The sequence below is a fragment of the Oscillibacter acetigenes genome (assembly GCF_025567605.1).
Lineage (GTDB): Bacteria > Bacillota > Clostridia > Oscillospirales > Oscillospiraceae > Oscillibacter > Oscillibacter welbionis.
The window spans coordinates 245176-265497 of record NZ_JAOQKG010000004.1 but is presented as its reverse complement, the minus strand read 5'-3'; the positions used below and the strand labels follow the sequence as shown (position 1 = coordinate 265497).

23 protein-coding genes and 1 tRNA gene are annotated in these 20322 nt (G+C 62.4%); 11 read left to right on the top strand and 13 right to left on the bottom strand.

Features of this window, described 5'->3' with window-relative positions:
- Position 1: 1 nt before the first annotated feature.
- Positions 2 to 1225, bottom strand: coding sequence for a tRNA(Met) cytidine acetate ligase (locus OCV80_RS10120; RefSeq protein WP_136890730.1), 1224 nt, complete (start codon positions 1223 to 1225; stop codon positions 2 to 4).
- Between the two features lie 363 nt (positions 1226 to 1588).
- On the opposite strand from OCV80_RS10120, the gene OCV80_RS10115 reads away from it, so the two are divergent.
- The 4 genes from OCV80_RS10115 (at position 1589) to mtnN (ending at position 5068) form a co-directional block, all read left to right on the top strand.
- Positions 1589 to 2797, top strand: a complete 1209-nt coding sequence (locus OCV80_RS10115; protein WP_025543760.1) for an acetate/propionate family kinase — start codon at positions 1589 to 1591, stop codon at positions 2795 to 2797.
- Between the two features lie 219 nt (positions 2798 to 3016).
- Positions 3017 to 3940 (top strand): carbon-nitrogen hydrolase family protein, encoded by a 924-nt coding sequence (locus OCV80_RS10110; protein WP_119311143.1) that lies wholly within the window; start codon positions 3017 to 3019, stop codon positions 3938 to 3940.
- Positions 3941 to 3968: 28 nt separating this feature from the next.
- Positions 3969 to 4385 (top strand): zinc ribbon domain-containing protein, encoded by a 417-nt coding sequence (locus OCV80_RS10105; protein WP_025543761.1) that lies wholly within the window; start codon positions 3969 to 3971, stop codon positions 4383 to 4385.
- Positions 4382 to 5068 carry a 5'-methylthioadenosine/S-adenosylhomocysteine nucleosidase gene (gene mtnN, locus OCV80_RS10100; protein WP_119311144.1) on the top strand — a complete coding sequence of 229 codons (687 nt, stop codon included), beginning with the start codon at positions 4382 to 4384 and terminating at the stop codon, positions 5066 to 5068. The genes OCV80_RS10105 and mtnN overlap by 4 nt, the downstream gene beginning before the upstream one ends.
- A gap of 49 nt (positions 5069 to 5117) precedes the next feature.
- Here the strand turns inward: mtnN and OCV80_RS10095 are convergent, their stop codons facing one another.
- From OCV80_RS10095 to OCV80_RS10085, 3 genes are all read right to left on the bottom strand, one after another.
- A complete protein-coding gene (locus OCV80_RS10095) occupies positions 5118 to 5336 on the bottom strand; it encodes a helix-turn-helix transcriptional regulator (protein WP_025543763.1) in 219 nt (72 codons plus the stop codon).
- Positions 5333 to 5692: a DUF3796 domain-containing protein gene (locus OCV80_RS10090; protein WP_021750088.1), complete on the bottom strand. Its 360-nt coding sequence runs from the start codon at positions 5690 to 5692 to the stop codon at positions 5333 to 5335. The genes OCV80_RS10095 and OCV80_RS10090 overlap by 4 nt, the downstream gene beginning before the upstream one ends.
- Positions 5693 to 5816: 124 nt before the next feature.
- A complete protein-coding gene (locus OCV80_RS10085) occupies positions 5817 to 6275 on the bottom strand; it encodes an AraC family transcriptional regulator (RefSeq protein WP_119311145.1) in 459 nt (152 codons plus the stop codon).
- A gap of 207 nt (positions 6276 to 6482) precedes the next feature.
- Here OCV80_RS10085 and rplU point away from each other — a divergent pair, with 207 nt between their 5' ends.
- The 7 genes from rplU (at position 6483) to OCV80_RS10050 (ending at position 12709) form a co-directional block, all read left to right on the top strand.
- Complete coding sequence (rplU, locus tag OCV80_RS10080; RefSeq protein ID WP_119311146.1) at positions 6483 to 6794, top strand: 50S ribosomal protein L21; 312 nt, start codon at positions 6483 to 6485, stop codon at positions 6792 to 6794.
- 2 nt (positions 6795 to 6796) lie between these two features.
- On the top strand, positions 6797 to 7129 hold the full coding sequence (locus OCV80_RS10075) for a ribosomal-processing cysteine protease Prp (RefSeq protein ID WP_021750085.1): 333 nt from the start codon (positions 6797 to 6799) through the stop codon (positions 7127 to 7129).
- A 41-nt stretch (positions 7130 to 7170) separates the two neighbouring features.
- Entirely contained in the window at positions 7171 to 7452 is a 282-nt protein-coding gene (gene rpmA, locus OCV80_RS10070) for a 50S ribosomal protein L27 (RefSeq protein WP_025543765.1), read from the top strand.
- A 485-nt stretch (positions 7453 to 7937) separates the two neighbouring features.
- Positions 7938 to 9224, top strand: a complete 1287-nt coding sequence (gene obgE, locus OCV80_RS10065) for a GTPase ObgE (protein ID WP_119311147.1) — start codon at positions 7938 to 7940, stop codon at positions 9222 to 9224.
- Positions 9225 to 9712: 488 nt separating this feature from the next.
- Positions 9713 to 11095, top strand: coding sequence for a TrpB-like pyridoxal phosphate-dependent enzyme (locus OCV80_RS10060; RefSeq protein WP_119311148.1), 1383 nt, complete (start codon positions 9713 to 9715; stop codon positions 11093 to 11095).
- Between the two features lie 160 nt (positions 11096 to 11255).
- A complete protein-coding gene (locus tag OCV80_RS10055) occupies positions 11256 to 12050 on the top strand; it encodes a polysaccharide deacetylase family protein (protein WP_021750080.1) in 795 nt (264 codons plus the stop codon).
- Between the two features lie 98 nt (positions 12051 to 12148).
- On the top strand, positions 12149 to 12709 hold the full coding sequence (locus OCV80_RS10050) for a putative ABC transporter permease (protein ID WP_256264246.1): 561 nt from the start codon (positions 12149 to 12151) through the stop codon (positions 12707 to 12709).
- A gap of 38 nt (positions 12710 to 12747) precedes the next feature.
- Here the strand turns inward: OCV80_RS10050 and OCV80_RS10045 are convergent, their stop codons facing one another.
- The 9 genes from OCV80_RS10045 to OCV80_RS10005 all read right to left on the bottom strand — a co-directional run.
- Positions 12748 to 13134 (bottom strand): metal-dependent transcriptional regulator, encoded by a 387-nt coding sequence (locus OCV80_RS10045; RefSeq protein WP_021750078.1) that lies wholly within the window; start codon positions 13132 to 13134, stop codon positions 12748 to 12750.
- A gap of 140 nt (positions 13135 to 13274) precedes the next feature.
- Positions 13275 to 13350: transfer RNA gene (locus tag OCV80_RS10040), tRNA-Ala, on the bottom strand.
- 114 nt (positions 13351 to 13464) lie between these two features.
- Complete coding sequence (gene srtB, locus OCV80_RS10035) at positions 13465 to 14217, bottom strand: class B sortase (protein WP_021750077.1); 753 nt, start codon at positions 14215 to 14217, stop codon at positions 13465 to 13467.
- On the bottom strand, positions 14214 to 14918 hold the full coding sequence (locus OCV80_RS10030; protein ID WP_119311149.1) for a DNA alkylation repair protein: 705 nt from the start codon (positions 14916 to 14918) through the stop codon (positions 14214 to 14216). Before OCV80_RS10030 ends, srtB begins: the two co-directional genes overlap by 4 nt.
- Positions 14919 to 14932: 14 nt before the next feature.
- On the bottom strand, positions 14933 to 15481 hold the full coding sequence (gene yfcE / locus OCV80_RS10025; protein WP_119311150.1) for a phosphodiesterase: 549 nt from the start codon (positions 15479 to 15481) through the stop codon (positions 14933 to 14935).
- On the bottom strand, positions 15478 to 15909 hold the full coding sequence (locus OCV80_RS10020; RefSeq protein ID WP_119311151.1) for a PPC domain-containing DNA-binding protein: 432 nt from the start codon (positions 15907 to 15909) through the stop codon (positions 15478 to 15480). Before OCV80_RS10020 ends, yfcE begins: the two co-directional genes overlap by 4 nt.
- 127 nt (positions 15910 to 16036) lie before the next feature.
- Positions 16037 to 17476 carry an aminoacyl-histidine dipeptidase gene (locus tag OCV80_RS10015; protein ID WP_119311152.1) on the bottom strand — a complete coding sequence of 480 codons (1440 nt, stop codon included), beginning with the start codon at positions 17474 to 17476 and terminating at the stop codon, positions 16037 to 16039.
- A gap of 152 nt (positions 17477 to 17628) precedes the next feature.
- The gene (locus OCV80_RS10010) at positions 17629 to 19665 is read right to left on the bottom strand and encodes a sensor histidine kinase (RefSeq protein ID WP_119311153.1); all 2037 of its coding nucleotides are present in this window, start codon (positions 19663 to 19665) and stop codon (positions 17629 to 17631) included.
- On the bottom strand, positions 19662 to 20322 hold a 661-nt coding region (locus tag OCV80_RS10005; protein ID WP_267288387.1), incomplete at its 5' end, for a response regulator transcription factor. The genes OCV80_RS10005 and OCV80_RS10010, both read right to left, overlap by 4 nt.

Here is a 20322-nt window from a genome sequence, read left to right as displayed (position 1 = left end):
CTCAGCAGGGCGCAGGCCCTCCTAAGATCACGGGACCTTCCCTCCACTCCGTGCCGCCGGCGGCGGAGAGGCGGGGATACGCCAGGGTATACAGGTCCGTGGCGCGGACCTCCAGTTCAAACAGGCGCCGGGCCTCCGGGCCCAACCGCCGGACCTGCGCCGGCCTGGTCAACACCGGCACGGCTGCCGCCTCCCGCATCCGGGAGAGCAGTCGGCAACCGGTCCCATTGGCCGCCAGCACCCGCAGATAGGGCACCCGCTCCGGCATATCGCCGGGCGTCAGTCCCAGGTAGGCCCACAGCACCATCCGCCGCAGGCGGGCCATGGCGTAACGCTTCGTCTTGGCTGCGGCCAGCAGTTCGGGCAGCGAGGCGGCAGCGCGGGAGGCGTCGTACAGTCGATTCCAAATGCCCTCCCGCCCCTGGTCCAGGGCGGCAAAGTCCGCCGCCGTCATGGACCGCAGCCGGGCCAGAATGGCCCGGTGACTGTTCTCCCAGAACACCGGGGCCCGGCCGGCGGCCTCTTCCAGCTCATAAGCGCGGGCCATGGCCGGAGGCAGCAGGGACAGGGCCTCCTCCCGTTTCCCCTGCCGCAGCAGCGCCCGGAGGCCGGAGGCCGAGGGGTGGGTGTCCGGCGCCAGGGCGCCGTCGTGGGCGCTGCCCTCCCTCCGGATGGTCACCGGCCGGAGGGGGGCGTTCTGCCCCAGCAGGGCCTTGCAGTACTCGATGCCCAAAATGTTGTTGGGAGACTCCAGCAGGGCGGCGTCCTCCTCCGGCAGCAGGCCGGTCAGCGCCCGCTGCCGGGCAGCGGCAAAGCTCACCGCTCCAGGCAGCACCTCTCGGAGCCGGTCTCGGAAGGACGGCGCCAGCAGCGCGGCGGCCACCCGCTCCAGGGCGGAGACATCGCCGCACTCACTGCCGAACAGCAGGTGCTCCACAACCCCGGTGGCCGCCAGCGCCTGGACGCCTCCGGCGGCAAATCCTTCCGCCGAGGACACCGCCCAGGGCAGGGGCAGCTCCAGCACCAGGTCCGCGCCGCTCTCCACGGCAGCCCTGGCCCGGGCGTGTTTGCGCAGCAGGGCGAAGTCCCCCCGCTGCACGAAGTTCCCGCTCATCACGCAGACCATGGCCGTGTCCGGTCCCAGCGCCGCCCGGCCTGCCTCCAGAAGCCGCAGGTGCCCGCTGTGGAGCGGATTGTATTCTACGATTATACCTGCGGCCCCCATGGATTTCTCCCCTTCCAAATGACAAAAAAGTTACAGTCCGGTGTCAGTCTCGTCAATTTTTTATCAATACCGCCCGCATGGGGCTTTTTTTCGATCATACCATACTTTCCGGAAAACGTCCAGCCGGACCGATTCCGGGCTGCTCTGCGGCGAGCAGACGCCGCTGCGCCGGAACTTCCCCGGCAAAAAAGCGCCGGTTCGTTCAAAATTCCGGTTGTAACCGGGGAAATCTCTGGTATAATGAGAAGTGCGCCGGGACCCGCCCCGCCGGGGTACGGGTTCCCTTTCAGCCAGGCATCTGCCTGCAATTCATACGATGTGGGGATGTCCACGGGCATTTCCAAAAAAGAGGAGACGGTAAACATGAACATTCTGGTTATCAACGCTGGCAGCTCTTCCTTGAAGTATCAGCTGCTGAATCCCGAGACCGGCGCCCTGCTGGCCAAGGGCCTGTGCGAACGGATCGGCATCGACGGCAAGTTCACCTACAAGCCCCAGGTGGAGGGCAAGCAGGTGCTGGACGCCGTCGATGTGGCCATGCCCACCCACTCCGAGGCCATCCAGGCCGTGCTGAACGCTCTGGTGGACAAGGACAACGGCGTCATCGGCTCCATGCAGGAGATCGATGCGGTGGGCCACCGGGTGGTCCATGGCGGCGAGGCCTTTGCCGGCTCTGTGCTCATCACCGATGAGGTCATGAAGGCCCTGGAGGAGTGCATCCCCCTGGCCCCCCTCCACAACCCCGCCAACATCACCGGCATCAACGCCTGCACCGCCGTCATGGGCAAGGACGTGCCCCAGGTGGCCGTGTTCGACACCGCCTTCCACCAGACGATGCCCGCCAAGGCCTATATGTACGCCCTGCCCTATGAATACTATGAGAAGGACAAGGTTCGCCGCTACGGCTTCCACGGCACCTCCCACAAGTATGTCTCCGGCCGGGCTGCCGCCATGCTGGGCAAGAAGCCCGAGGAGCTGAAGCTGATCTCCTGCCACCTGGGCAACGGCTCCTCCATCGCCGCTGTGGACGGCGGCAAGAGCGTGGACACCTCCATGGGCTTCACTCCCCTGGCCGGCCTGCCCATGGGCACCCGCTCCGGCGACCTGGACGCCGGCATCCTGCAGTACCTGATGAACAAGTACGGCATGAACATCGACGAGATGCTGAACATCCTCAACAAGAAGTCCGGCGTAGAGGGTCTGTCCGGCGTCAGCTCCGACTTCCGTGACCTGGAGAAGGCAGCTGAAGAGGGCAACGCACGGGCCCAGCTGGCGGAGGAGAAGTTCGCCTACGAGGTGAAGAAGTACGTGGGCGCTTACGCCGCCGCCATGGGCGGGGTGGACGCCATTATCTTCACCGCCGGCGTGGGCGAGAACGACAAGGGCATCCGCGCCATGGTGTGCGACGGCCTGGAGTATATGGGCGTGAAGCTGGATCCCGCCGCCAACGACGTCCGCGGCAAGGAGACCGTCATCTCCGCCGCCGACTCCAAGGTGAAGGTCCTGCTGATCCCCACCAATGAAGAGCTGATGATCGCCACCGACACGGCCGCCATCGTCAAGGGCAACTAAATTCCGCATCTCCGCATATTCAGAGAGGGCAGGCCGCAGGCCTGCCCTCTGTTCTTTTGCAAACATCCCGTTTCGGAAGCAGGGATCCTGGGAAAGCGCGAGGGGAGCAGCGTCCGCCCCGAATGGGCGCAAATGCCCCGCAAAGCCTTGCCCCCGGCACAGCGGTATGCTATACTCAAAACACACCCAGCGGAAATCTTCGAAACGAGGTGATCATGTATGCGGGATCTGCGGGAGTCCTGCCGGATCGCGGTGGTCCAGGCCGCCCCAGTGATGTTTGACAAAGCCGCCTGCACCGTGAAGGCGGTGGAGCTGATCCGGGCCGCGGCTGCGGAGCGGGCGGAGCTGATCGTGTTCCCGGAGCTGTTCATCCCCGGCTATCCCTACGGCATGACTTTCGGCTTCACCGTGGGCAGCCGGACCGCCCCGGGCCGGAAGGACTGGGGGCTGTACTACGACAACTCCATCCTGGTGCCTGGGCCGGAGACAGAGATCCTGGGCCGGGCCGCCCGGGAGGCTCGGGCCTACGTGAGTATCGGCGTGTCCGAGCGGGACGCCGTCAACGCCACGCTGTACAATACCAACCTGATCTTTTCCCCGGCGGGCGAACTGCTCACCGTCCACCGGAAGCTGAAGCCCACCGGCGCGGAGCGGGTGGTGTGGGGTGACGCGGACCGGCATTACTTCCCGGTGGCGCAGACGCCCTGGGGTCCCATGGCCAGCCTGATCTGCTGGGAGAGCTATATGCCCCTGGCCCGGGTCGCCCTGTACGAGAAGGGGATCACCCTGTACCTCTCTCCCAACACCAACGACAACGAGGAGTGGCAGGCCACCATCCGTCACATTGCCATCGAGGGGCACTGCTTTTTCGTCAACTGCGACATGGTCTTCACTCGGGACATGTACCCCGCCGGGCTCCACTGCCCGGAGGAGATCGGCCGCCTGCCGGATATCGTCTGCCGGGGCGGCAGCTGCGTGGTGGATCCCTACGGCCACTATGTGACCCAGCCCGTCTGGGACCGGGAGGCCATCATCTGTGCGGATCTGGACCTGACCCAGGTGCCCCGGAGCCGGATGGAATTCGACGGCTGCGGCCACTACGCCCGGCCGGACGTGCTGAAGCTGACCGTGGACGACCGGTGACAGAAATGCCGAAGGAGGAAGCCCCGCTGTGAAACACATCAAGCCCGGCCGGGGGCCGTCAGCCATGGGAGCCCTCGGCTCCGTCATCGCTGTGGTCTTCGGCATCTTCTGGACCGTATCCGCCGCCTCCATGGGGGCGCCCATCTCCTTCTCCATCTTCGGCGTGCTGTTCGTTATCGTGGGCATCGTCCAGGCCGTCTACAATTTCAAGAACGCCGCGGGCAAAAAACGGTACTCCGCCTTCGACATCGTGGACGGCGAGGAGGAGCCGGACCCGCTGAATCAGCGCTTCGGCGGCCAGCCCCCGGAGGCCGTGGACACGTCCGGACCGGAGGGGCCCCTGCGCTACTGCCCCTACTGCGGCGCCAAGCTGGGGGATTCCTATACATTCTGCGGCCACTGCGGCAAGCGGCTGCCTGACGTCCAAGAGGAGGATCATCCATGAAAATCGCCCTGCAATTCGCCATGCCGTCGGAGCTCCATGCCCTGCCGGGCGCCCGGGAGCTGGCGCCGCTGGAGACCGTCTCCGGCGTTCCCATATTTGAGATTGCCCCGGACATTCTGGCCTGTGCCGGCGGCGTCAGCAAGGTGAACGCTGCCATGGCCGCGGAGCTGCTGTGCCTGCGGTACGGCGTGGATCTGATTCTCAACGCCGGCGTGGCCGGGTGCTTCACGGATCTGCCCACCGGCACGCTGGTGGTAGCGTCGGAATTCGTCCAGCACGATGTGGACACCACCGCTGTGGGGGACCCCATCGGCCTGGTCTCCACGGTGAATCAGGTGGCCTTCCCCACCTGGCAGCCGGAGCGCTGTGCGGAGCTGCTTGCTTCCCTGGGCTATCCCGCCGTCACCGGCCGGGTATCCACCGGGGATTGGTTTGCTGTGAAGGGGCAGCGGGCGGAGTGGATCCGGGGTACCTTCTCCCCCTTGCTGACGGAGATGGAGGGCGGTGCCATCGCCCAGGTATGCCTGCGGAACGGTGTCCGGTTCGTATCGGTGAAGTCCGTCTCAGACCACCTGTTCTCCGACAGCCAGGCGGAGGAGTACTTCGACTTCGGCCAGGCCCTGGAGGCCCTGGGCCGGGCGGTGCTGCCCCTGGCCAAGGCACTTCAAAAAGCTGGCAGATAGAAAATGGAGCGCCCGGCGGGGATGATCCCCGCCGGGCGCTCGTATCCCGTCAGCTATGTTCCGCTGGGCCGTCCGGCTCTACGGTAAATACTTCTTCAATGGGCACCCCGAACACCTTGGCGATGTTCCAGGCCAGCACCAGAGAGGGGTTGTACCGCCCCTTTTCCAGGTTTCCGATGGTCTCCCGCCGGACCCCCACCAGCTTTGCCAGCTCCTCCTGCTTCAGGCCCAGACGGGCCCGGTGCTCCTTCATCCGGTTGCGGATCACGGCTCCAGCCCCCAGCTCTCCCGGAAGCCGTACCAGGCGGCGGTCAGGGCGTAGACCACCACAGAGGCAGCCCAGCCAACCGTGCAGCCGGTAAGGAGTGCCCGCTGGGGGGTAAAACCGCCCAGCGTCAGGGTCCCCAGCACAGCGGCCGCCATCATCAGCATCCCGACCACAAACGCCCGGGAGGCGGACCGGGCCAGCTGCGCTTCCAGCATCTCGTCAGACTTCAAAAAGAAGTACTGGAAGTCCACCGCAAAGGCGAAGAAGCCCAGGAATCCCCGCGCTTCCGTAAACACGCCTGCGAACCCCAGCAGGGAGAGAAAACCCAGCATTCCATACAATATCTGCTTTTTCATAAGTGGCCTCCCTAATCAGCGTTCCAAAAAGCGGTATATTTCGCTCTTTATGAGGTGAATATATCATATACCACTTACGCTGTCAAGTATGAGGCTAGCATGAGCAGTCTCCGCGCGTCAAGCGTCAAATCCCCCTGAGCTTGCTTTCCCGCAAGGGCACGCAAAACTCACAGATATGCGCTGAGACCTTCGGATGCGCATATCGTTCTAGGATGGGTCTCGTGCCGTCCACAGGCAGCCGTGCTGCGCGTTGGGGAAGGTCTCCCCAGAAATCTGACACGCCCTCTTCTGTATGGGGGACTTCAAATACTGCCCAGCGGCCGCCGGCAACGGTGCGGACCGGCAGGCCGCAGGGGTCTTCTCGGCCGGTGAGGATCATGCCCACGTCATACCTCTGCCGGTCCTCCGGGATCTGCGCCGGATCGTCCAGAGCGATGCCCAGGATCGTTGTATCCTCCTGAAGCAGCGCATGTTCTCTCAGGTATCGTTTGAACTGCTCCATCAGCTGCCGGTTGCCTTCGCCATACCCGCCGGTCCGGCGCATATAGGCGATCTGCATGTCTCCCAGTTTCTCAATGGTCAAGCGACCACCTCCTATATGTTGATTCGTGTCCGGCCGGACAGCGAAATACTACATAGAATTCAAATATTTTGCAAGAACTTTTTTAAAATGATTGACTTTTCAGATTTTGGCTGATATACTAATTGAGCCGCTTTGAATGGGTTAAAAAGTGTCCCACCGGGACCGCCCCCGACAGCGAGCCCGTAATGAAGGAGTTGAAACAACGACATGAACGCAATTATCGTGACCGGCGGCAAGCAGTACAAGGTAGCCGAGGGCGACGTGGTCTACATCGAGAAGCTGAACCAGGAAGCCGGCGACACCGTGAAGTTTGACCAGGTCCTGGCCATCCTGGACGGCGACAAAGCCACCTTCGGCACTCCCGTGGTGGAGGGCGCTTCTGTGGAGGGCAAGATCGTCAAGAACGGCAAGGGCAAGAAGATCCGCATCTTCAAGTACAACGCCAAGAAGGGTTACCGCAAGCGTCAGGGCCATCGTCAGCCTTACACCAAGGTCGAGATCGGCAAGATCTCCGTCTGAGTATGACCACTGTCGTATTCCGTATGGAGGGCGACCGGATCACCGGCTTTGAGGCCCGTGGCCACAGCGGCTACGCCGAGGCGGGCGCCGACATCGTCTGCGCCGCCGTCACCAGCGCCATCCGTCTGGTGGAAGCCACCGTCAATGACGTGCTGGGCCTAGCCGCATCGGTTAAGGTTCGGGAGCAGGACGCGTCCATTTCGCTCCATCTGCCCGGAGGGCTGTCCCCCACGGCGGAGAGCACCTGTCAGTCTCTGCTGGCAGGCTTGATGGTTTACTTCTCCGCGCTCCACGACGAGTATCCCGACAACATCGAAGTTCTGGAGGATGATTGATCCTCCCCATCTAAAAATCTTCAGAAAGGATGGTCCGTATCATGATTCGTATTGGTCTTCAGTTCTTCGCCCACAAGAAGGGCGGCGGCTCCACCAAGAACGGCCGTGATTCCAAGGCCAAGCGCCTTGGCGCCAAGCGTGCCGACGGTCAGTTCGTCCAGGCCGGCAACATCCTGGTGCGTCAGCGCGGCACCCACATCCACCCCGGTGTGAACGTGGGCAAGGGCACTGACGACACCCTGTTCGCCACTGTCAGCGGTACAGTCCGCTTCGAGCGGCTGGGCAAGGATCGTAAGCAGGTCTCTGTCTACGAGGCTGAATAAGGAAGCCAAACCGCCCCGGTCAAATGACCGGGGCGGTTTTTTGCCGTTATGCGTTTTCTTGAAATGGTCCGTTTCAGAAACAGAGCGACCTTCTGGCCGGCATCAGTCAAAGCCAGTTGAGGGGATTCAGGATCTCCAGGAAAAACATCCAGAATGTGTCTTTAAAACAGGATTTTCGGCTCCTTTTCCCAGGAAACAGTGCCCGTATAAAGGCAATCAGCAGACATAGCAGGAGATACAGGACAGACACCAGTATGACCAGCAGGATCACGTCCTCCATCGTACAGCCCCCTTCTCGCAGAACATTTTATAGCGAAACCAGTATAACACAGCCTGCCCCACGGCGCCACAGACTCTTCCGCCTTTTGATTCTTGTACACAGGAAGCTTCAGCAGAACGCCTCCGCTCTTGACGTGTGGCAGGTTTTCGGATAAAATAGGCAGGATTAGGAATTCTTTGAATAGATCACAATATGAGGTGCAACCATGGCAACTTCTTTCATCGATAAGGCCCGAATCTCTGTCCGGGCAGGGAACGGCGGCAACGGTTCCGTGTCCTTTCACCGAGAAAAATATGTGGCTGCCGGCGGGCCGGACGGCGGCGACGGCGGCCGGGGCGGCTCCATCATTTTGCAGGTGGATGATAATATGTCCACCCTGATGGACTTCCGCTACAAGCGCAAGTACGAGGCCGGCAACGGCGCCGACGGCCAGGGGGCCCGGAAGACCGGCAAGGACGGCACAGATCTGGTCATCAAGGTTCCACGGGGCACGCTGGTGCGGGACGCAGAGACCGGCGAGATCATGCAGGACATGTCTGGCAGCGAGCCCTATGTTCTCTGCAAAGGCGGTCGGGGCGGCTGGGGCAACAGCCACTTCGCCACTCCCACCCGGCAGGTGCCCCGCTTTGCCAAGGCGGGACTCCCCGGCGAGGCCCATGATGTCATCCTGGAACTGAAACTGCTGGCGGACGTGGGGCTGGTGGGCTTCCCCAACGTGGGCAAGTCCACGCTGCTCTCCGTGGTATCCAAGGCCCAGCCCAAGATCGCCAACTACCACTTCACCACCCTGTTCCCCAATCTGGGCGTGGTGTGGGTAGAGGACGGCGTCAGCTTCGTCATGGCGGACATTCCCGGCATCATTGAGGGCGCCAGCGAGGGCGCCGGCCTGGGCCACGACTTCCTGCGGCACGTGGACCGCTGCCGCCTGTTGGTCCATGTGGTTGACGTGTCCGGCAGCGAGGGCCGGGACCCGGTGGAGGACTTTGACGCCATCAACGCGGAGCTGAAGCAGTACAGCCCGGACCTGGCGGAGCGGCCCCAGATCGTGGCCGCCAACAAGGTGGACATCCTCCCCCCGGACTCCGACAACCTGGAGCGGCTCCGGTCTCATGTGGAGGCTCTGGGCTACACGCTCCTGGAGATTTCCGCAGCCGCTCACCAGGGCACCCGGGAACTGGTGAAGAAGACGGCGGAGATGCTCTCCGTCCTGCCCCCTGTCACTGTGTATGAGCCGGAGTATGTGCCGAAGGCCCCGGTGATCGATGCCTCCGCCCCGCTGGACATCCACCGGGAGGACGACGGCACCTGGATCGTGGAGGGTCCCTGGCTGCGGCAGGTGATGGGCAACGTGAACTTCGCCGACTATGAGAGCCGGATGTGGTTCGACAAGGTGCTGCGGGATAATGGCTTCTTCCAGAAGCTGGAAGAGATGGGCATTCAGGACGGTGACATTGTTTCCCTATACGATTTTGAATTTGAATACCAGCGGTAAAATCCAGGGGCGGGCCAAATGGCCCGCCCCTGTTTTTCCAAAATTCAAAACGAAAATTAGAGAAATTTTTTACGCTTTTTTGTAATGAACTCACAAAGTTTTTTTCAAAGCTTGACAGGCGGGCCCAGCGTGTTGTACACTCAGCCCAAGTTCAAAAGCACAAACCAATGACGCGGACGAGTACACGGACGTCGCTTCTCCAAGAGAGCTGCCGGTGGTGGGATGGCAGCAGAAGGGGCCCCGCCGAATGGACCGCAGAGGGCGGGCTGAACGGGATCTCTCCCCAGTAAGCGCCGACGGGCTTTTCCCCCGTTACCAGGGAAAGACGTGTGTTGGCACGTCGCCGAGTGGGCGAGCAATCGCCAAGTTGGGTGGCACCGCAGAAGTCGCAGACTTTTGTCCCAAGGGAACCATAGGAATGGGTCCTTGTGGGATGAAGGTCTTTTTCTTTTTCTCCAAAGGGCCGCAGATCAGAAAGGAGCACAACCATGACATTCGAGAAAATCCCCTACAAAATCTACCTGACCGAAGACGAGATGCCCATGAATTGGTACAATGTCCGGGCAGATATGAAGACCAAGCCCGCCCCTCTGCTGAACCCCGCCACCGGCACGCCCATGGGCTTCGATGACCTGCGTCCGGTGTTCTGCGACGAACTGATCCGGCAGGAACTGGACAATGACACCCGGGAGATCCCCATCCCCCAGGAGATCCGGGACTTCTATAAAATGTACCGGCCCTCTCCCCTGGTGCGGGCCTACTGCCTGGAGGAAAAGCTCCAGACCCCCGCCAAGATCTACTACAAGTTCGAGGGCAACAACACCTCCGGCTCCCACAAGCTGAACAGCGCCATCGCCCAGGCTTACTACGCCAAGAACCAGGGCCTCAAAGGCGTCACCACTGAGACCGGCGCCGGCCAGTGGGGTACTGCCCTCTCCATGGCCTGTTCCTACCTGGGGCTGGACTGCCAGGTCTACATGGTGAAGGTCAGCTACGAGCAGAAGCCTTTCCGGCGGGAGGTCATGCGGACCTACGGCGCCGCCGTCACCCCCTCCCCCTCCGATACCACCAGCGTAGGCCGGGCCATTTTGAAGGAGCACCCGGGTACCACCGGCTCCCTGGGCTGTGCCATTTCCGAGGCAGTGGAAGCCGCCGCCAGCCAGCCCGGCTACCGCTATGTGCTGGGCAGCGTCCTTAACCAGGTGCTGCTGCACCAGTCCATCATCGGTCTGGAGGCCAAGGCGGCTCTAGACAAGTACAACATCGTGCCCGATATCATCATCGGCTGCGCCGGCGGCGGCAGCAACCTGGGCGGTCTGATCTCCCCCTTCATGGGTGAAAAGCTGCGGGGCGAGCGGGATTACCAGTTCATCGCCGTGGAGCCCGCCTCCTGCCCCAGCTTCACCCGCGGCAAATTCGCATACGACTTCTGTGACACCGGCAAGGTCTGCCCCCTGGCCAAAATGTACACTCTGGGCAGCAACTTCATTCCCTCCGCCAACCACGCCGGAGGTCTGCGGTACCACGGCATGAGCCCCGTGCTCTCCGAGCTGTACCATGAGGGGCTGATGGAGGCCCGTGCGGTAGAGCAGACAAAGGTCTTTGAGGCGGCGGAGCAGTTCGCCCGGGTGGAGGGCATCCTTCCGGCGCCGGAGTCCAGTCACGCCATCCGGGTAGCCATCGACGAGGCTATGAAGTGCAAGGAGACCGGCGAAGAGAAGACCATTGTCTTTGGCCTCACCGGCACCGGCTACTTCGATATGGTGGCCTATGAGAAGTTCCACAACGGCCAGATGACCGACTATATCCCCACTGACGCAGAACTGGAGGCCAGCTTCGCCCAGCTGCCCAAGGTGCCGGGACAAGATTGACCCTAGTCACGAAGACAGCGGAGGACATGTTGTCCTCCGCTATTTTCTCTGTTCCGGTGGTTTTTCTGCATAAATGTCGCCGGTCTGCGCAAACTGGATCCGAATCCATTTGCCCAGACTGGAGGAATGTCTTGTGTCCAATCCCAACCGCCGCGGCGCCATGGCGCTGGTGTCCGCCTCCCTGTGCCTGACGCTCGCCGCGCTGTTTTATTTCACTGCCCCGGCACCGGCCCTCACCGCCTCCGCCCCCATCGCGGTCCCTGCGGCTGCGGACTGGGGGCTATCCTTCCCCACAGAGGGGGAATCCCCAGTGGGCAATGCCTCTGCGGAGGACCTGGCCCAATACGGCGCCTACTACCTGGGGGATACCAGCCAAAAGGTCCTCTACCTCACCTTTGACTGCGGATATGAGAACGGCTGCACAGAGGCCATACTGGACGCCCTGAAAAAGCACAATGCCCCCGCCGCCTTCTTTGTGGTGGGGCATATGATCGAATCTGCTCCCGACATCGTCCGCCGCATGGCGGCAGAGGGCCACATTGTGGGCAACCACACGTACCACCACCCGGATATGTCCAGCATCTCGGACATGGCCGCATTCCAGAAGGAGCTGACGGACCTGGAGACCCTGTACCAGGAGACCACAGGACAGCCTCTCTCCAAGTTCTACCGCCCGCCTCAGGGAAAATACAGTGTGGAGAATCTGAAGCAGGCCCAACAGCTGGGATACACCACCGTGTTCTGGAGTCTGGCCTATGTGGACTGGAACACGGACGATCAACCTTCTGCGGAGGAGGCCTATGCCAAACTGCTGCCCCGCATCCACGACGGAGCCATCGTGCTGCTCCACTCTACCTCCGCCACCAACGCCGCGATCCTGGATGACCTGCTGACCAAGTGGGAGGAGATGGGCTACACCTTCGCCTCCCTGGACCAGCTGCCCGGGCTGGCCTGACCACGCACCGGACCGGACGCAGCGCCCGGCTTCATTCTCCCCTTGCTTCCTGCCGCCTGACATGATAGGATGGTGGAGACGAAAGGGGGCGGCGTCCCATGCGTTCTCTCTCCAAATCCAAGTGGATGGAAGCTGTTCAGTCCTACGTGCTCTATTTCTTTTTCTACTCCATGCTGGGGTGGCTGTATGAGGTGTTTCTGGAAGTGGTGGTCTACCGCTGGGGATTCACCAACCGGGGTGTGCTGCTGGGGCCCTACTGCCCGGTGTACGGCGTTGGCGCCCTGGTGTTCCTGCTGGCCTTCTCCCGCCTGATGGCTAAGCGGGAGCCAGCGTGGTTCCGCTGGGTGAAGCCAGTGCTGGTGTTCCTGGGCTGCATGATCGCCGCCACCGCCATCGAGCTGGCCACCAGCTATCTGCTGGAGGCCCTGACCGGCGCCTGGCCCTGGCAGACCTACCGAGACTACGCTATCAACTTTGAGGGCCGTATCGCTCTCTCCCCCTCCATCCGCTTCGGACTAGGCGGACTGCTGTTCCTGTACGTGCTCCAGCCCCTGTTCCACCGGCTGGTCCACAGCCTGTCGCCCCGGGTGCGCCGCGGGGCTTGCATCGCCGTTCTGGTGCTGCTGGCTGTGGACTGCGCCGTGCTGCTGTTCCGGTGATGCCGCCTGCCGCATTAATCAAAAGAGGACTGACTTGGTCAGTCCTCTTTCTGTTCTTCCATCATCTTTTCCAGATACTGCTGGATGCAGCGGAACGTCTCCTCGCTGAGGTCGTGTTCCACCTTGCAGGCATCCTCCGAGGCCACCTCCGGCGTTACTCCCAGAAGGACAAAGAGCTTGGAGAGGGTCTTGTGCCGACCGTAGACACGGCTGGCCACTTCCAACCCGCTTTCATTCAGAGTGATGAATCCGTCCGCATCCATCGAGATATAACCGTTTTCCCGCAGCTTCTTCATGGCGATGCTGACGCTGGGCTTGGAGTATCCCAGCTCGTTGACGATGTCAATGGACCGCACCTGCCCCCGCCGCTGCTGCAAAACCAGGATGGACTCCAGATAGTCCTCTGCGGACTCGTGGATTACCATGGCGCTCAACCTTTCTCTTTGGAGAATAAATCACTTGCCGGAAAACGTGAGCCGCCTATCGGCCGTGATCTATTTCGAGCGGGAAAGGTCATGCGGATAGTGGAAAAAAGAGAGACATGCTTTAACATGTCTCTCTTTTTTGGTGGAGATAAGCGGGATCGAACCGCTGACCTCTTGACTGCCAGTCAAGCGCTCTCCCAGCTGAGCTATACCCCCGAACCGCTTGTCCTATGCGGCTTTCGCGCTCGGAACATTGATAAGTATAACAAGATCATCGCCAAATGTCAACACTTATTTTTCGATTTTTCAAATTTTTTCAATAGGGGGTTTTCACTCCTCTTCAGGCCGCAGGACACCGTGGAGGACGAAGCGTGCATTCTCAAATTCATAGCTGCAGGTGGAGAGCGTCACCACCCGGTCCTCTGCCCTGGGTGACACCTTGCTGGAAAAGGCGGACTTCTCCCCCACCTCCTCCAGCCAGGCCAGGTACGCCTGCTCATCGGAGAAATCCAGCATCCAGGCACTCTCCGCCGTGTCCGCCACGTAGCCGGAAAACAGCTCCACCACATACCGCCCCTCCGGTGTCACCAGCAGAAAAACCGGGTGGGCGTCATAGTAGACCTGCTCCTGATAATTCCCCAGGGCGGCAAACATAGTGCCGTTTTTCATCCGATGGCCGTAGATCACCGTGTTGCGGCCAGAAAAATCCGGCCGGCATGATGTGTCCACAAAAAGGCACCCGGCGCTGTTGGCCGTGCCGTCCAAGAGATGGTCCAGGTAATAGTCATTGTCCGTCCCCTGGACCACCGGGTAGGAGATGCCGGTGTCCGGGCCGTAGAGCCAGGCAGTCACATCCGGATTCACCGCCGCCAGGGCCGTGAAGTCCACCTCCGGCCAGGCCAGCTCTGCCGGCGTCTCCTCCGTCTCCTCCGACGCAGGGGGCAGGGACGCAAACTGCTCCAGTTTGAAATAGGCGTCTGCTCCCACCCGGTACTCGTGCAGGATCCGCAGGACCTGATATCCGCTGAAGCAGGCAATGCCCAGAAACAGGCAGAGAAAGAGCCCGCAGCTCCGGCCCTTCATACCCCCTCCTCCTTTGCGCAGTCCTTCCAGCGCAGGCTGCGAAGCTCGTCCTTCTGCTCCGGCGTGATCCGATAGCTCTCCACAGCCTTCTGAATGGTCTTGTTGTGGGTCCAGCGGTCCAGGCGACGCTGCCGCAGATAGGGCAGCGCCGCGTCGTACTGCTTGGCCAGGGCGGTGGCAAAATACCAAGCCGCCATCATCTTCACGTAATACTCCTCCCGCCGGACACCGGCAGCCAGATCCAAGTCCTCCATCTGAAACCCCTCATCCAGATAAAAGCTCATCAGCATCCCCAGGCCGAAGCGGACAGTATAGGTGTGCGCATCCTCCACCCAGCGGCGGATCTGTTTCCGCAGCTCCGGCGGATGCTTCCGGAATGCCTTCGGGCTCAACAGGTCGCAGGTGGCCCAGTTGTCCACATAGGGCAGGAATGTCTCCAGCGCCGCCACGGCACCGTCATAGTCCGGGATCGCCGAGATCAGCAAGCCGTGGAGGTTATTCTCCTCATAATAGCGGTGGGGCAGCTCCTGGAGGAAGCCCCCTGCCACCGGCGTTCCGGCGATTTCCCGGGCCAGCTTCCGCAAAGCCGGCATCCGGACGCCGATCACCGTCTGCGGGTCTATGGTGGGTATCAGCTTGCTCTGAAAAGCCTGATAGGCCGGGTCCCGCAGGGCAAAGAGCGCAGTTTGGATGTCCGTCATATCCCCGCCTCCCATCAGCGCAGCTCGTCCTTCAAATTGCCGTCCAGATCCAGCCACTGGACGGCGTCCTCCGTCATCCGCATACAGCCGTGCCAGCTGTTCTCCTTGGGGATAGAAACAGAGCCGGGGTTCCAATACCACACCCCGTCCTCCAGACGCCTCATGGGCACGTGGAAGTGGCCGTAGACCACATACCCCGCCCCGTCCAGCAGGGTCTGGGAGGGCCGCTGATCCACATTGAAATGGTGGCCGTGGGTCAGGAACAGCCGCCTGCCGCACAGCTCCTCCACCTGGAAGTCCGCCTCGATGGGAAAGTGCAGCACCATCTGGTCCACCTCCGCATCACAGTTGCCGTGGACACAGAGGATCCGGTCCTTCACGCTGTTCAGCATGGCAAAGACCGCCTTGGGATCGTATCCCTCCGGCAGGTCGTTCCGGGGGCCATGGTACAGCAGGTCCCCCAGCAGCACCAGGCGGTCCGCCCCCCGCTTCTCCATCAGGTCCAGCAGCTTCCGGCAGTACAGGGCACTGCCGTGAATGTCCGACGCGATCCATACGTTCATCGTTCTTCTCTCCTGTCGTTTCGTGTCTCTTCCGGGTATGCGGGCCCAATCTCCAACTCCTCATAACCGGTCTCGCTGTCCGGCCGGCGGGTGAACACGCAGCTCCGGATTTCTGCCAGTACGATCTCGGCCGTGGTGTTCACCGTGCACCCCGGCAGCAGGTGGCCGCCGAAGGCGGAGAGGTCCTCCCGGCTGAAGCTGGCGTGAAGGTGGCAGCCGTACTCCGATACGGTGCCCATCAGGGAGACGATCTCCACATCCTCCTCTCCGCTGCGCACCCGGACACCGGTCGCGTCCCGCAGCCGCCAGCGGGAGACGCAGCCCACACCGGAAACCACTGCCCCGGCGGCGATATGATGCGCCTTCACATAGGCCTCGATCTCCTCGTACAAATCCTGCCCCCGGCGGAGGCGGAAACAATGATACATGATGTTCCCTCCCTGATTGCCCCCGTCTCCGGCGGCTTTGCGGCTATTGTACCACGGAACGGCGCCGCGTACAACGGATTTCCGGCGACAATGTGCAGGGGCGCGGCTTCCGCCGCGCCCCTGCGCCTCATTTGGACCGCTTCAGCACTTCCAGCACGAACCGCCACACCCGCTGGACGGAGGCGATCTCCATCCGCTCCCGCGGGGTGTGGATGTCCAGCAGATTCGGGCCAATGGACACACAGTCCAGCCCCGGCAGCTTGCCGCTCAGAATACCGCACTCCACGCCCGCGTGGATGGCCTCGATCTTTGGCTTCCGGCCGTACTGCTCCTGAAAGACCTCCGTCATCAGGTCCCGCAGGGAGGAGTCCTGCCGGTACTCCCAAGCGGGATAATCCCCGGAGATGGAGACAGTGCCCCCCAGCTGCGCCATCAGGGTCCGGAGGCGACGGTGGAGCATCTCCTTCTGGCTGCCCAGGGAGCTGCGGACGCAGAAGGTGGCCGTCAGGGCCGTCTGCTCCGCAGCCAGGATGCCCAGGTTCAGCGAGGTCTGCACCAGACCGTGGATCTCCATGCTCATGGCCTGGACGCCGTTGGGCAGGCAGGTGAGCATGCAGACTGCCCGCTCTGTGGACGCCCAGTCCATAGGCGTCTCCCGCACGGTGCAGGGCGCCGCCTCCACGCGGAGGCCCGGGTCCGCTGCGGCATATTCCCGGGAGAGATCCGCGGCCAATGCCTCCGCCGCCTGCCGGGCGACGGCATCGTCAGATACCACCACCTGGGCGGACGCCTCCACGGCGATGGCGTTGTCCTTTCCGCCGCCCGCCGCCGTCACCAGGCGCAGCTCCGTCCGTTCCGCCATGGCCTGGAGCAATCGGCCCAGCAGCACACAGGCATTGGCCCGGCCCTTGTGGATCTCTGTGCCGGAGTGCCCCCCGGCAAGCCCCCGGACCGTCACCTCCAGCGCCGCGCCGCCATAGGGCGCCCGGGTCACGGGCAGAGTGCACTGGGCCATGCTTCCGCCTGCGCAGCTGACGGTGAAGATCCCCTCCTCTTCGGAGTCCACGTTGATGAGCTTCCGCCCCCGGAGAGGCGCGGCGTCCAGGGCCTCCGCTCCCAGCATTCCGATCTCCTCGTCCGTGGTGAGGACCACCTCCAGCCGGGGGTGGGGGATCGCCTGATCGTCCAGGATCGCCAGGGCCATGGCCACCGCAATGCCGTCATCGCCGCCCAGGGTGGTGCCCTTCGCCCGGACGCAGCCGTCCTCCACCAGCAGGTCCAGGCCCTCTCCGGCCATGTCCTTGGTGCAGCCGGGCTCTTTTTCACACACCATATCCAGGTGGCCTTGAAGAATGACGGGTGCCGCCGCCTCATACCCGGGCGTGGCCTCCTGGATGATAATGACGTTCCCCGCCTGGTCCTGATGGCACTCCAGCCCCCGCTCCCTGGCAAAGGCTGCGCACCAGTCGCTGACCGCCTGGCAGTTCCGGGAGCCGTGGGGGATGGCACACAGCTCCTCAAAGAAGCGGAACACCCCCTGGGGCTCCAACTGTTCCAACACGCGCATAAACACTCCTTTCCCGGCGGGCCATTCTCCCGGCGCCGCCGTCTGTTTCCGCCTTGTAGTATATCCCATTCCCAGGGGCGGCGCAAGCCGATTGGGAAAAACAGAAGAGGCGCCGGCCATTTTGCCGGTGCCTCTTCCCCGTGCGCTGTCTCTCACGAAAGCTCAGAGAACCGCAGGACCACCTTGAACAAGTCTCCGTCCACAGTCAGCTCCAGGGTGCCCTTCTGGAGCTCTGTCAGGCTCCGGGCGATGGAAAGGCCCAGGCCGTTTCCCTCGCCGCCTCGGGCGGCGTCTCCCCGGACGAACCGTTCCAGCAGTTCCTCCGCCGGGATATCTAACGGCGCCCGGGAGGTGTTTTTGAAGGAGATCACCGCCTGGCCGTCTCGCTCCTCCAGCGTCAGGTACACCCGGGTGCCCCGCTGGGCGTACTTACAGATGTTGTTCATCAGGTTGTCGAACACCCGCCACAGCCGTCGGCCGTCCGCCAGGATGGTCACCGCTGTCTCCGGTTGCCGGGTTACCAGGTCCAGGCCCGCGTCCTTCAGCTTCTGTTCGTACTCCCCTGCCGCCTGGGTCAGCAGCACGCCAGGCTGGCAGGGGGCCAGATTCACCTCCAGATTCCCTGTGGAGGCCTTGGACGCCTCCACCAGATCCTCGATCAGCCGCTTCAGCCGCTCGGACTGGCGGGTGAGGACAGCCGCGTACTCCGGGATCTTCTCACTGTTCGGGGGCTCCTTTCCGATGAGGTCCGCGTAATTGATGATGGAGGTCAGGGGCGTCTTGATGTCGTGGGACACGTTGGTGATGAGCTCCGTTTTCATCCGCTCGCTGCGCATCCGCTGGTCCACCGCCGCCGCCATGCCCTGGGCGATGTGGTTCAGGTCCTCGCCGTGGGATTTGAAGTCCAGCACCATCCGGCTGGTGTCCACCTGATAGCTCAGGTCCCCGGCGGCCAGAGCCCGGCCGCCCAGCAGCAGCTTCCGGCACATGAGGGCCAAAGCCAGCACCGCCAGGAGCAGCAGGAGCTTCTCAAAGATCCACAGGAGCGCCAGCAGGCCCCAGCTCCAGGCGAACATGCTGAACAGGATCCCAAGGCCCTCCAGGACACAGAGGCCCAGGAACACCAGCACGGTCTTGCCCACCAGGGGGACGTTGTGAAGCAGTCCCGCCAGCCCATGCGCTGCGCCCCGGAGGCCGCTGCCCAGGGCCCGAAGGACCGCCCCGCCGCCACGGCGGAGCAAGCGGAGGGCCACATAGACCACTGTATTCCTCCACCAGCCACCCAGTTTGAGCCGCAGGGCCAGGGACATGCACCAGCCGGTAAAGACGCCCGCCAGGGCGGCAGGACCCAGTACCACAGCCAGCACCACGCCAATGCCTCCAAAGTTGGCCTCCACCACCAGTTGGATGCCCAAGAACAGCCCCAGTGCCACCGCCGCCGTCAGAAGGTCCAGTGGGATCCGTGTCCCCCAGCCGGGACGGACGCCGTCCACGTAAGGATGGTGCCCGGCGGCACACAGCAGGAAGATGAAGCAGACTGTCACCAGCAGCGCCGCAGCAGCGATGATGGCGTAGATCCAGTAGCGGAGGGCGTAGGCCAGTTCCGCCAGCCGGTTGGCCAGGGCGTAGTCGTCGTCATAAACAAACACAGAGGACAGCGGCACTGTAATCCGCACGGTATAAGCGTTCTCAACAACGCCGGCGCTGGGCCGTTCCGGATTTGCCCAGTCATAGGAAAATCTGAACTGCCACGGACTATCATATTCTGCAAGCCCCGTGTACCAGAGCTCCCTGCCGGTCTTATCCTGTACCATGACGTAAGAGATGTTCCGCTCCGCACAGTAGCTGTCTGCTGCTTCCGTATTCATCTGGTATACCTGCTCTTCACTGTTCCAGATCAGGAAATTGAGAAGCGTCTGCCCGTCTCCCCAGGCGATATTGGAAAACAGCTCCTGCTTGAAAGCCGTCTCGCTGGTGACATAGACGTCGGTGCTGTACAAAAACACCGCGCCCAGCACACCGCCGGCGGTAACGGCGGTCATCACCAGCATCAGCAGAAAGGCTATGACCTTGGCCGCCGTACTCTCCGTGAGCCTCTTTTTCCGTTTCGGTGCCGGAGGCTGCATGGGCTGCTCCTCCATCACCGCCTGGGCGATCTCCTTTTCGATGTTCTGTTCGATGGCCTTCATGCCCGCATCCCCTTTTCCAGTTTGTACCCCTGGCCCCAGACCACCTTTAAGTATCTGGGCTCCGCCGGGTCGATCTCGATCTTCTCCCGCAGGTGGCGGATGTGAACCGCCACTGTGTTCTCACTGCCGAAGGGAGCGTCCTTCCATACCTTCCGGTAGATCTCCCTGGGGGAGAACACCTGCCCCGGGTGCTCCAGCAGCAGCTTCAGAATATCGTACTCCGTGGGCGTCAGAGCTACCGGATCCCCATCCACGGCGACGGTCTTCTCCCGGTCGTCCATCTGGATAGTGCCCAGGGTCAGCACCTCCGGCCGGAGTGCACCGCTCCCCAGCTGGAAGTACCGCCGCAGCTGGCTGCGGACCCGGGCAGCCACCTCCACCGGGTTGAAGGGCTTGGTGATGTAGTCGTCTGCCCCCACGTTGAGGCCCAGGATCTTATCCGTGTCCTCGCTCTTGGCAGTCAGCAGGATCACCGGCACGTTACTCACCTGCCGGAGCTTTGCCAAAGCGGTAATCCCGTCCATCTCCGGCATCATAATGTCCAGCAGCACCAGATGGATGTCCTTCCGCTCCAGGGCATCCAGAGCCTCCTGACCCGTGTGGGCCTCCAGCAAATGGTAGTCCGGATTGGCCAGGTAGATTTTCAGCGCGTTGACG

Bases quoted from the DNA above. Each gene is read 5' to 3' on its own strand.
- OCV80_RS10020 (WP_119311151.1), bottom strand. From the start codon at position 15,909: ATGTATCATTGTTTCCGCCTCCGCCGGGGGCAGGATTTGTACGAGGAG.
- OCV80_RS10015 (WP_119311152.1), bottom strand. From the start codon at position 17,476: ATGCGCGTGTTGGAACAGTTGGAGCCCCAGGGGGTGTTCCGCTTCTTT.
- OCV80_RS10090 (WP_021750088.1), bottom strand. From the start codon at position 5,692: ATGAAAAAGCAGATATTGTATGGAATGCTGGGTTTTCTCTCCCTGCTG.
- yfcE (WP_119311150.1), bottom strand. From the start codon at position 15,481: ATGAACGTATGGATCGCGTCGGACATTCACGGCAGTGCCCTGTACTGC.
- OCV80_RS10030 (WP_119311149.1), bottom strand. From the start codon at position 14,918: ATGACGGACATCCAAACTGCGCTCTTTGCCCTGCGGGACCCGGCCTAT.
- OCV80_RS10120 (WP_136890730.1), bottom strand. From the start codon at position 1,225: ATGGGGGCCGCAGGTATAATCGTAGAATACAATCCGCTCCACAGCGGG.
- OCV80_RS10010 (WP_119311153.1), bottom strand. From the start codon at position 19,665: ATGAAGGCCATCGAACAGAACATCGAAAAGGAGATCGCCCAGGCGGTG.
- OCV80_RS10075 (WP_021750085.1), top strand. From the start codon at position 6,797: ATGACCACTGTCGTATTCCGTATGGAGGGCGACCGGATCACCGGCTTT.
- OCV80_RS10055 (WP_021750080.1), top strand. From the start codon at position 11,256: ATGGCGCTGGTGTCCGCCTCCCTGTGCCTGACGCTCGCCGCGCTGTTT.
- mtnN (WP_119311144.1), top strand. From the start codon at position 4,382: ATGAAAATCGCCCTGCAATTCGCCATGCCGTCGGAGCTCCATGCCCTG.
- OCV80_RS10050 (WP_256264246.1), top strand. From the start codon at position 12,149: ATGCGTTCTCTCTCCAAATCCAAGTGGATGGAAGCTGTTCAGTCCTAC.
- OCV80_RS10060 (WP_119311148.1), top strand. From the start codon at position 9,713: ATGACATTCGAGAAAATCCCCTACAAAATCTACCTGACCGAAGACGAG.
- srtB (WP_021750077.1), bottom strand. From the start codon at position 14,217: ATGAAGGGCCGGAGCTGCGGGCTCTTTCTCTGCCTGTTTCTGGGCATT.
- obgE (WP_119311147.1), top strand. From the start codon at position 7,938: ATGGCAACTTCTTTCATCGATAAGGCCCGAATCTCTGTCCGGGCAGGG.
- OCV80_RS10115 (WP_025543760.1), top strand. From the start codon at position 1,589: ATGAACATTCTGGTTATCAACGCTGGCAGCTCTTCCTTGAAGTATCAG.
- OCV80_RS10045 (WP_021750078.1), bottom strand. From the start codon at position 13,134: ATGGTAATCCACGAGTCCGCAGAGGACTATCTGGAGTCCATCCTGGTT.
- OCV80_RS10110 (WP_119311143.1), top strand. From the start codon at position 3,017: ATGCGGGATCTGCGGGAGTCCTGCCGGATCGCGGTGGTCCAGGCCGCC.
- rplU (WP_119311146.1), top strand. From the start codon at position 6,483: ATGAACGCAATTATCGTGACCGGCGGCAAGCAGTACAAGGTAGCCGAG.
- rpmA (WP_025543765.1), top strand. From the start codon at position 7,171: ATGATTCGTATTGGTCTTCAGTTCTTCGCCCACAAGAAGGGCGGCGGC.